Origin of the sequence: Citrobacter sp. Cpo069, from assembly GCF_030332785.1 — a bacterium.
Lineage (GTDB): Bacteria > Pseudomonadota > Gammaproteobacteria > Enterobacterales > Enterobacteriaceae > Citrobacter > Citrobacter portucalensis.
This window is the reverse complement of the sequence record NZ_JAOWHD010000023.1, coordinates 1-10511: the sequence shown is the minus strand read 5'-3', so window position 1 is coordinate 10511 and position 10511 is coordinate 1. Positions and strand designations below refer to the sequence as shown.

The 10511-nt window shown below is 47.3% G+C and carries 10 protein-coding genes and 1 pseudogene; 2 read left to right on the top strand and 9 right to left on the bottom strand.

The features are described from left to right. Positions 1–16: 16 nt before the first annotated feature. The 3 genes and pseudogenes from OGY08_RS00475 to OGY08_RS00465 form a co-directional block, all read right to left on the bottom strand. Positions 17–392, bottom strand: a pseudogene (locus tag OGY08_RS00475) (IS1 family transposase). 44 nt (positions 393–436) lie between these two features. Continuing rightward, the gene (locus OGY08_RS00470) at positions 437–712 is read right to left on the bottom strand and encodes an IS1-like element transposase (RefSeq protein ID WP_000179213.1); all 276 of its coding nucleotides are present in this window, start codon (positions 710–712) and stop codon (positions 437–439) included. Positions 713–788: 76 nt separating this feature from the next. Continuing rightward, the gene (locus tag OGY08_RS00465) at positions 789–1250 is read right to left on the bottom strand and encodes an Lrp/AsnC family transcriptional regulator (protein ID WP_042111185.1); all 462 of its coding nucleotides are present in this window, start codon (positions 1248–1250) and stop codon (positions 789–791) included. Positions 1251–1459: 209 nt separating this feature from the next. On the opposite strand from OGY08_RS00465, the gene OGY08_RS00460 reads away from it, so the two are divergent. After that, complete coding sequence (locus OGY08_RS00460) at positions 1460–2767, top strand: SLC5/6 family protein (protein WP_040031383.1); 1308 nt, start codon at positions 1460–1462, stop codon at positions 2765–2767. A gap of 31 nt (positions 2768–2798) precedes the next feature. After that, on the top strand, positions 2799–4004 hold the full coding sequence (locus OGY08_RS00455; RefSeq protein WP_171278909.1) for a MalY/PatB family protein: 1206 nt from the start codon (positions 2799–2801) through the stop codon (positions 4002–4004). A 213-nt stretch (positions 4005–4217) separates the two neighbouring features. On the opposite strand, the gene OGY08_RS00450 is transcribed toward OGY08_RS00455, so the two are convergent. From OGY08_RS00450 to OGY08_RS00425, 6 genes are all read right to left on the bottom strand, one after another. Further along, a complete protein-coding gene (locus OGY08_RS00450) occupies positions 4218–4721 on the bottom strand; it encodes a 4Fe-4S binding protein (protein ID WP_225586246.1) in 504 nt (167 codons plus the stop codon). Positions 4722–4750: 29 nt separating this feature from the next. After that, positions 4751–5347, bottom strand: a complete 597-nt coding sequence (locus OGY08_RS00445) for a molecular chaperone TorD family protein (protein WP_040031385.1) — start codon at positions 5345–5347, stop codon at positions 4751–4753. Positions 5348–5390: 43 nt separating this feature from the next. Further along, positions 5391–6164, bottom strand: coding sequence for a dimethyl sulfoxide reductase anchor subunit family protein (locus tag OGY08_RS00440; protein ID WP_040031386.1), 774 nt, complete (start codon positions 6162–6164; stop codon positions 5391–5393). Then, on the bottom strand, positions 6157–6783 hold the full coding sequence (locus OGY08_RS00435) for a DMSO/selenate family reductase complex B subunit (RefSeq protein WP_040031387.1): 627 nt from the start codon (positions 6781–6783) through the stop codon (positions 6157–6159). The genes OGY08_RS00440 and OGY08_RS00435 overlap by 8 nt, the downstream gene beginning before the upstream one ends. 13 nt (positions 6784–6796) lie before the next feature. Further along, positions 6797–9238: a DMSO/selenate family reductase complex A subunit gene (locus OGY08_RS00430; RefSeq protein WP_052439643.1), complete on the bottom strand. Its 2442-nt coding sequence runs from the start codon at positions 9236–9238 to the stop codon at positions 6797–6799. A 505-nt stretch (positions 9239–9743) separates the two neighbouring features. Next, entirely contained in the window at positions 9744–10448 is a 705-nt protein-coding gene (locus OGY08_RS00425) for an IS6-like element IS26 family transposase (RefSeq protein WP_001067855.1), read from the bottom strand. Positions 10449–10511 lie beyond the last annotated feature (63 nt).

Here is a 10511-nt window from a genome sequence, read left to right as displayed (position 1 = left end):
GGGTAATGACTCCAACTTATTGATAGTGTTTTATGTTCAGATAATGCCCGATGACTTTGTCATGCAGCTCCACCGATTTTGAGAGCGACAGCGACTTCCGTCCCAGCCGTGCCAGGTGCTGCCTCAGATTCAGGTTATGCCGCTCAATTCGCTGCGTATATCGCTTGCTGATTACGTGCAGCTTTCCCTTCAGGCGGGATTCATACAGCGGCCAGCCATCCGTCATCCATATCACCACGTCAAAGGGTGACAGCAGGCTCATAAGACGCCCCAGCGTCGCCATAGTGCGTTCACCGAATACGTGCGCAAACCGTCTTCCGGAGCCTGTCATACGCGTAAAACAGCCAGCGCTGGCGCGATTTAGCCCCGACATAGCCCCACTGTTCGTCCATTTCCGCGCAGACGATGACGTCACTGCCCGGCTGTATGCGCGAGGTTACCGACTGCGGCCTGAGTTTTTTAAGTGACGTAAAATCGTGTTGAGGCCAACGCCCATAATGCGGGCGGTTGCCCGGCATCCAACACCATTCATGGCCATATCAATGATTTTCTGGTGCGTACCGGGTTGAGAAGCGGTGTAAGTGAACTGCAGTTGCCATGTTTTACGGCAGTGAGAGCAGAGATAGCGCTGATGTCCGGCAGTGCTTTTGCCGTTACGCACCACCCCGTCAGTAGCTGAACAGGAGGGACAGCTGATAGAAACAGAAGCCACTGGAGCACCTCAAAAACACCATCATACACTAAATCAGTAAGTTGGCAGCATCACCCTATTGTTGACCACTACACATCTATTTTATAGGTAACCCCTTAAAAGATTTAATCTCCTTGATACTGAAACTGGTATTCATCTCCTTTATATTCCCAATTTTTCGTATCCTTATCATTGATACGTTGTGAAAATCATCCATATCTTTTACTACAAGATGCAGAAGATAGTCGTATCTCCCGGAAATATTATGACAGGCAATTACATTATCAATCTTCATTATTTCTGCCTCAAAATGTTGCATGCACTCCTCGGAATGAAGATCTAATGTAATATTCATGAATGCATAAAAATTGTATCCAAGGCTTTTCGGTTCGATAAAAGCCCGATAGTTTTTTATCACTTCCTGCTCTAAAAACTTTAGCCGTTTCCAGCAGGCTGGAGGGGAAAGAAAAACACGCTTGGCAATCTCAGCGTTGTTCAGCCTGCCATCTTCCTGCAAGAGCTTTAAAATCTGCATATCAACTTTGTCAAGCTTTACCATGTTCAACCTCCTGTGATAGCAATCATATTCGTAATTTTATGAAATAAAATTAACCAAATCAACAAAAACAAGAAATAAGATAAGCCATAAATTGTAAAAATAGTTAATTTTTAAAAAGATAATTAATATGCTTGCCGGGTATAATCATTTATGAAGTGCAAACCTCTGTAAATAATTACCATAAAATATCCTCACACAGGAATATACCTATGACCATATTGGAACAGAACATCGACAGGGCCTCATTGTCACCAGAAGAGTGGAAAAAACTAACCCGATTTGACAGTACAGATGTAGGATGGATTATTATAAGCATAGGTATGGCTATCGGCGCCGGGATTGTGTTTTTACCGGTCCAGGTGGGGCTTATTGGATTGTGGGTATTCCTGCTTTCTTCCATCATTGGTTATCCGGCCATGTACCTGTTTCAAAGATTGTTTATCAATACGCTGGCAGATTCGCGAGAGTGTAAAGACTATCCCGGTGTTATCGAGGGCTATCTGGGAAAAAACTGGGGAATGCTCCTCGGTCTGCTCTACTTTCTCATGCTGGTCATCTGGATATTCGCCTACCCTACGGCGTTGACTAACGATACAGCGTCGTATTTACACACGTTTGGCTTAACTGAGGGTCTTTTATCAGAGAACCCTTTCTATGGCCTAATTCTTATTACATTTCTTGTGCTTATTGCTTCACGTAGTGAAGAACTCTTGTTCAGGATTTCCTCTTTCATGGTGTTATCAAAACTGGTGGTAGTGCTTATCCTGGGGTTGATGATGGTCAGCATGTGGGACCTCTCCAAAAACATCGGTTCATTCCCTTCTTTTAGTATTTTAATCAAAAACGCCATTATCACCTTGCCATTTACGTTGACATCAATCCTGTTTATTCAGTCTTTGAGTCCGATGGTAATTTCATATCGTGCAAAAAACAAATCTATAGAAGTGGCAAGATATAAAGCGCTAAGAGCAATGAATATCGCTTTTGGTACACTGTTCATCGTTGTTTTCTTTTATGCATTATCATTCACTTTCGCCCTCGGTCACGATGAAGCTGTCAAAGCCTACGAACAAAATATTTCAGCACTGGCTATTGCCGCACAGTTTATTGAAGGAGATGCAGCAAAGTATGTGACGCCAGTTGGTGTTGCATTGAATATCTTTGCCCTGATGACTGCCTTCTTCGGCGTTTACCTCGGGTTCAAAGAGGCTGTACAGGGACTGGCGATGAACGCATTGACCCGTTTTATACCCTCAGAGAAAATCAATAAAAAAGCGCTTAACGTTGGTATTGTCATTTTCACTATCGTCATCGCCTGGGGGGCAATCGTTCTGAACCTGCCGGTTCTGCTATTCACCTCAATCTGCAGCCCCATTTTCGGCATCGTTGGTTGCTTAATCCCTGCTTATTTGGTTTACAAGGTACCCTCCCTTCACCGATATAAGGGGGGTTCTCTGTATCTGATCATCTTTACTGGCATCCTGCTCTGTATTTCTCCGTTCCTGAAATTCATTTAATCAAACATATCTGTCCAAAGAAGGTTAAATTATGAAGTACAATTTTGATGAAATTATCAACAGAAAAAATACTGATGCCCTGAACTACGATGGGTGGAGACAATATATATTCAAGGCCGACAAGAATGCCCACTTTGACTTTAAGGACGATGAATTTGTCAGAATGTGGGTTGCTGATATGGATTTTGCGACACCTCCGGAAATCCTTGCAGCGATTCAGGAGAGGCTTGATAAAAAAATACTCGGTTACACAAAAGTTTACGATGATGAGTACTATCATATTTTCCACAACTGGTGCCAGAGACGCTATGACTGGAATATAGATACCACAGAGATCGTGCTTTCACCGGGCATTATCCCTGCACTTAACCGTCTGGTACCGTTACTGACACAACAGGATGAAAGTGTGTTGATCAATACACCATCCTATACGCCGTTTAAGCAGGCTGGAGACTATAGCTATCGTCGAGTGATCTGTTCTGATTTGCTGGAACAGGACAATGAATACGTTATCGACTTCAACGATATGGAGAAAAAACTAACCGATCCTTCTCTAAATATTAAGCTGTTCATTTTATCCAATCCGCAAAATCCAACCGGGAAGGTCTGGTCAGAACAAGAATTAATGAGAATGGGGCAGTTGTGCCTTAAAAACAATGTCTGGATCATTTCAGACGAAATACATTGTGATTTACTGAGAGATGGGGTCAATCATATCCCGATGGCAAAACTGTTCCCAGACACTGATAAGATCATCACCTGTATGGCACCAAGCAAAACCTTTAATCTTGCCGGAAATCTGATGTCCCATATTTTTATTAAAAATGAAAAGGTCAGAAAAGAATGGTTACGTCTTTATGATGAGTTTCTTTCACCACTGAGTCTGGCTGCGACCAAAGCTGCCTGGTCCCGGTGCGACGAGTGGCTGGAACAATTAAAACACTATCTTGATGATAACTTCAGACTGGTAGAAAAATTTACCCAGGAGCACTTTCCTGACGCAAACTTTAAAATTCCCGATGCAACTTATCTGGCATGGATAAATATTGAGAAATACCTGCCACCGCAGGTAGACAGACAACAGCTTTCTCTCTATTTCGCCAACCAGACGGGAATACTGCTTGAAGGCGGGAACATGTTTGTAAGCAATGGAGAGGGTTACATCCGGATTAATCTTGCCTGTCCACGCGCCGTGATACAAGAAGGATTAGAGAGAATAAGAAAAGCACTGAAATAGTAAATCCCTGAAAATTTCAGCCTGATCATTCAAAAGGTCGCAGTTTAAACAATGCGACCTTTATACCGGATAATTTAGCATGTTGAATCGATTTTCGGAGACTCTCTATCGCGCTGGACGGCTCTGCATGTACATTGTCGCCTGAAAAATAATATCAGGGATATAAATAGCCTGTTAATACATCGTTTCCTCTCTTCATGACACTCTGACTCATCAATATAGTGTCACAGCATTGTGAGGGCATTGGACAACGCATTCGCCACAACCATCACAGCGTTCGTTGTCAGCCGACACCAGTCCAGACTCATTAATAAAGCAAGCCTGTCGTGGGCATACATCCACGCACTGTTTACACTGTCTGACAGGATTCACACAGGCAGAGTTACAGAACACCGGGCGCAGTCCGGTATCAAAACGAGACTGCACGCGTAGCGCGTCACTCGAACATGCTGCGATACACAAACCACAGCCATCACAACTGGCATATTCAATCATCAGTTGCGGGTAACCGTCTTCATGTCTGGACAGGACTCCCATTGGGCAGACATCAATGCACTGACTACATTGGGTACACTGGGTAATGAACTCCGCATCAGGAACCGCCCCTGGCGGCAGCGAATGTCCCAGCCGGGTAGACAGTACTTCTGGCGTTGTGTGCTTTGCCGCGCTGACAAATGCACGAAACAGTCCGCGCCGACTGACGTGCCGGTGAGCCATCAATTCATGATAATATTTCTCTGATTTGTTCATCCGAAATACAGCCGCTTCACCGCAGGTTGCAACGCCCGTTGCTGTTGCAAATCCTGCAAATAGCGCGAGGTCACGGCGGCAAGGCGAGCATAGAACGGACTCACCCTGTTGCCCTGCAGACGTTCAAGATAGCGATATCCCCACGGTAACAAATAAACCTCTAACAGCTGATTAACTGCTGCATCTTTTCCAGCATCAAGTATCGCACTGCAGGCTAACAACATCAGCCCAAACTGATCTTCCGGCTCATTTTGACCCGAATTAAAAGTCATTCCCTGAGACTGCAGAAACGCCCGGTACTCAGCGGTGGTATTGCCCATTAGCAGGTTATCGCGTTCCAGCCAGACAGATCCCCAGGGTGGCACGGGCATTTCGCCCTGTCCTTCAAACAGCACGGAGAATTGCCATGCCAGTTCATCATTATCGGGAAACGGCCAGTCTGCGCACAGTGAAGCTGTCCCCGCAGGGTCGCGCCATGGGTACAGTTCCGACAGAGTGGGCAGACAGTCGAAAAGTGCTTTCACCTCTGGTCGTTCCGGAGAGTAGTAAAACAGTGCACCGAGGATCCTCGGTAATACAATATTGGGGGACATCCTGAATTCTCCTGAAAACAGAGCGGCTACAGCCGCTCACAGATTACATCGGCAACGTCCACAGATTGTAGAATGCGATCCTACCCACCAGTTCCGCAGCGATAACCACCAGTGACGTGGTCGCCAGAACGGCCACATTAGTTTTGAGTCGTACCCAGGCCAACACACCGACAATGCCGACAGCCAGCAGTACAACCTGAGCAGTGAACCAACTGGATTGAGCCGCAGTTAGCACCCCATCAGCATCCATAAGCGTCAAAATATAACCTGGACGCAGGCAGAAGCTGACCAGAATCGCCAGCACGCTCACCAGCAACCCCAGGCGCAGACCAAACAGTCCGGCCAGAATGCCGCCACCGATCATCGGAGTCAGGACCATCATCACCGTAGTGTAAGATGTCCGCCAGGTGACCACCGTCGGCAACTGATAGATTTGCGGGATGGCGAAGATAAAAACCACCCCCACCGCAGCCGCCAGCCACACCAGTCCTTTACATAACGAAGCTGCTCCACGATTGAGAAGCAACCCCAGTGCGCCCAGCCCGCCAAGTGTCGCAAACACCGCCGATAACACGATTTCGTTGCTCATCGGTGAATGGCCCACTCGCAGCAACATATTCAATGCTCGTAAAGGCTGGCCTACATGGAAAATGCCCAGCAACACCCCAACGCCAAACAGACACATCGCAGAGAAAAGACCAACGGCCATACGCTGCCTGTCAACCTGCCCCAGGGTGCCGCCAATCAGCAACAGAATAAACGCGCCAACTGCGCTCTGAGTAAAGACGGTAAAAAAGACCAGAGGTAACTCATGCATTGCGCACCTCACTCATGTTCACGATGGCCCCTTCCTTGTCTCCCGTCGGGCGGGCCTTCGGATGGGGTTTAATAATAAGGTTAGGATGAGTAAACGATGCGGCGGGTAACGGCGCGATTTCATTCTCAGTGCCATATTTCTTCCGTAACTCATCGATCGGCCCGAAATCCAGCGCGCGCTGTGGACAAGAGTCCACACAAATTGGTCGCAGATTTTTCTCCAGTCGATCAAGGCAACCATCGCACTTACGCATCACTTTAGCCTGAGCATCAAATTGTGGCGCGCCATACGGGCAGCGCATTTCGCAATAACGGCATCCGACACAAATATTGTCATCGACCAGCACCAGTCCGTCCTCTTCACGTTTGTGCATCGCTCCGGTAGGACATCCAGAGACACAAACCGGTTCATCACAGTGGTTACAGGCAATAGAGAGGTAGTAGGTAAAAGTGTCGTTGTGCCAGCTTTCTCCTTCTTTCACCCAACTTCCGCCGCCATATTCATATACCCGACGGAATTTCGGTCCCACGTCCAGATCTTTATTATCCTTGCAACTAACCTGGCAGGTTTTACAACCTGAGCAACGCGAGGAGTCAACATAAAAGCCATACTGTTTCATTGCGGATCACTCCTTAAGCGCGTTTGATTTCAACCAGGTTGGTATGTTGCGGGTTCCCTTTTGCCAGCGGCGACGGCAGGTGGCTGGTCAACGTGTTAATACATCCGCCCACGTCCACACCGTTGCTGTCCAGTCGGGTCCACGCGCCTTGCGGCATTGCCACCACGCCCGGCAGAATGCGCTGTGTCACCTTGCAGGGGATCTCCACCACACCGCGATCGTTGAATACATGGATCATATCGCCTGATTTCAACTGACGCGTGTTGGCGTCTATCGGGTTGATCCAGACTTCATCCGGTACCGCTTCATGCAGCATCAGCACACTGGCATATGTTGAGTGCGTGTGACCTTTGGTGTGAAAACCGCTCATCTGTAGCGGATATTTTGCTGTCAGACTCTTGTTCAGATGGGACTCTGTCACTACACAAAATTCAGGAACAGCCGGAATGCGATCTCCTTCCGGTAGTGTCCAGGCTTTAGCCAGTTCCGCCAGAGTGTGCGAGTAAATCTCAATCTTCCCGGAAGGTGTCGTCAGTGGACTGGCAATCGGATCATGGCGGAAATCAGCAAGGATAATACTGTCCTCATCACGAGTACTTTGCTGATCGATAACCCCCATATTCATTGCAACTTCCCATTCAGGCAAATATGATCGCTTCTCTTTAACTTGTCCGTAATGCTTCGCCATCCACTCTGCCTGGGTACGCCCCTCAGTAAAACGCTCTCTCACCCCAAGATGCCCCGCAATATCTGCACAGATATCATAGGTACTGCGTACTTCCCACATCGGTGTGATCGTTTTTTGCATTGCAATCATGTAATGATGAGAACCGGCTGCATAGGAACTGTCCACCAGATCCTCGGCTTCTAAGTAGCTAGTTTCTGGAAGAAGGATATCGGCAAAGCGGGCACTGGCAGTCATATGGTTATCAATAACCACGATAGTTTCGCACAGGCTGTCATCTTCAAGTATTTTGCGTGTACGATTGATATTTCCATGTTGATTCAGAAGTGCATTCCCGGCCTGGTTGAAGAACAGTTTAATACCAGTTTTCAGTTTATCCGCGCCTTTGACCCCCATAGTGGTGGCTGTCATTTTTTCCGGACTTTGAATCGCATCTGTCCACAGATAGCAGGGGATTGACACCTTAACGGAATTTTCACCAATCGGCAGAGCAGGAACACCATAAGGTGTTCCGTATGTCCAGTTCCCATTGTTGGTTCCTGGCAATCCAAAATGACCCGTCAGGGCAGGAAGTATCTGAACCGCTCTGGAAGTCTGTTCACCATTCGCATGACGCTGTGGTCCCCATCCCTGAGCAATGAAACAGGCCCGAGCTCCGGCCATTTCACGTGCCAACTGGCGAATACGAATTGCCGGGATGCCACAGATATCTGCCGCCCATTCAGGTGTTTTTTCGACGCCGTCATCGCCGTTACCCAGAACATAGTCTTTATAACTGGCGTTTGGTTTCGCTGCTTCTGGAAGGGTGCTACGATCATAACCGACACAATAAGTATTGACTCGTTCTTCGTCGATCAGATTTTCTTTTATCAACGTGTGTGCAATAGCTGCTACCAGTGCAGCATCGGTTGTAGGGCGAATTGGTAACCATTCAGCATGTTCTGTAACAACAGAGTCTGTATAGCGCGGATCGATAATAATCACCCGGGCGCCTGATATTTCCAGCGCACGGCGCAGTTCTTCAACTTGCCCACCACCGGACATCCGAGTCTCAGATAAATTCAGACCAAAAAAAACCACAAGGTCAGAATGCGCAATCTGGCTAAAATGACTGGCAAACTGTACTCCTGTAGCACCATACGTGTAAGATGTGGCGGTAAAGTTTTGAGCGTTTGAGTAATTATTGTAATACTGCAGAAAACCGCCATTCAGGTTCAATAACCTCTTCCATGCGGGGGTTCCTTGATTATGATAATACGCGCCAGATTGATAATTAAAATAGATTGCTTCATTTCCATATTTTTCAGAAACGCGCTTTAATTCAGCGGCAATAAAGGCTGTGGCCTCATCCCATGAAATGCGTTTAAATTTCCCTTCTCCGCGTTTACCAACGCGTTTCATCGGATATTTAATCCGGTCAGGGCTGTAAACTCGCCAGCGGCTGGAACGACCTCGCAGACAAGGACGGATTTGGTGTTCACCGAATACCGAATCATCCTTAGCATCTTCCGGTTCAATTCGCACAATCCGATCATCTTTAACTATGACTTTCAGTGCACAGCGGCTGCCACAGTTTACTAAGCAGGCACTATGTCTTATGGTTTCAATTCCCTCCTTTCCCGTAGCCGATGTAGTATCAGCTGCATTGAGAGTAAACGGCAGGGTCAGTGTGCTTGATGCTGCAACCGCAGCACTAATTTTGGTGGTGTTCACAATAACCTGTCTGCGGGACAGGTCCTGTTGTAATAGCTCATTAATTATTGTTTTCATGTAATTCCCATAACCTCTGAAATAGCTTCCTGTATATAGCATTACATTGGGTTATAAGAGTGTTATTGACAACAATCAATTAATACACAATCACGAAGATATAATTTTTATTACTGAGAAAGACAGACCGGTAACTTTCAAAGAAGTTGTCGTATGTTCATACTACCCAGCGTTCTTTTTTCGGGTTTAGCGATACAGTTTCTATCTGTGACCAGTTTCGAGTTTGTTGTGACCAGCGATCCGGATTCGTTTTCTCGCTGTTTCGTAGATAATTTTACGGCGGGCGAGGATCCCTATATTCTCCCCTCGATGTTATTCATCCGGTGTTACATACCTTATTCCGGTAAGGCGATGCTGGATGTTGTACCACGCAACCGAACCCATTGCGCGGCCATTGAGGGCAGTATTGCAGCATTCTGTAGAAGGGGTCAGTTTGGAGATCGGAAATTTTTGGGCACTGTTGCAAAGTTAGCGATGAGGCAGCCTTTTGTCTTATTCAAAGGCCTTACATTTCAAAAACTCTGCTTACCAGGCGCATTTCGCCCAGGGGATCACCATAATAAAATGCTGAGGCCTGGCCTTTGCGTAGTGCACGCATCACCTCAATACCTTTGATGGTGGCGTAAGCCGTCTTCATGGATTTAAATCCCAGCGTGGCGCCGATTATCCGTTTCAGTTTGCCATGATCGCATTCAATCACGTTGTTCCGGTACTTAATCTGTCGGTGTTCAACGTCAGACGGGCACCGGCCTTCGCGTTTGAGCAGAGCAAGCGCGCGACCATAGGCGGGCGCTTTATCCGTGTTGATGAATCGCGGGATCTGCCACTTCTTCACGTTGTTGAGGATTTTACCCAGAAACCGGTATGCAGCTTTGCTGTTACGACGGGAGGAGAGATAAAAATCGACAGTGCGGCCCCGGCTGTCGACGGCCCGGTACAGATACGCCCAGCGGCCATTGACCTTCACGTAGGTTTCATCCATGTGCCACGGGCAAAGATCGGAAGGGTTACGCCAGTACCAGCGCAGCCGTTTTTCCATTTCAGGCGCATAACGCTGAACCCAGCGGTAAATCGTGGAGTGATCGACATTCACTCCGCGTTCAGCCAGCATCTCCTGCAGCTCACGGTAACTGATGCCGTATTTGCAGTACCAGCGTACGGCCCACAGAATGATGTCACGCTGAAAATGCCGGCCTTTGAATGGGTTCATGTGCAGCTCCATCAGCAAAAGGGGATGATAAGTTTATCACCACCGACTATTTGCAACAGTGCC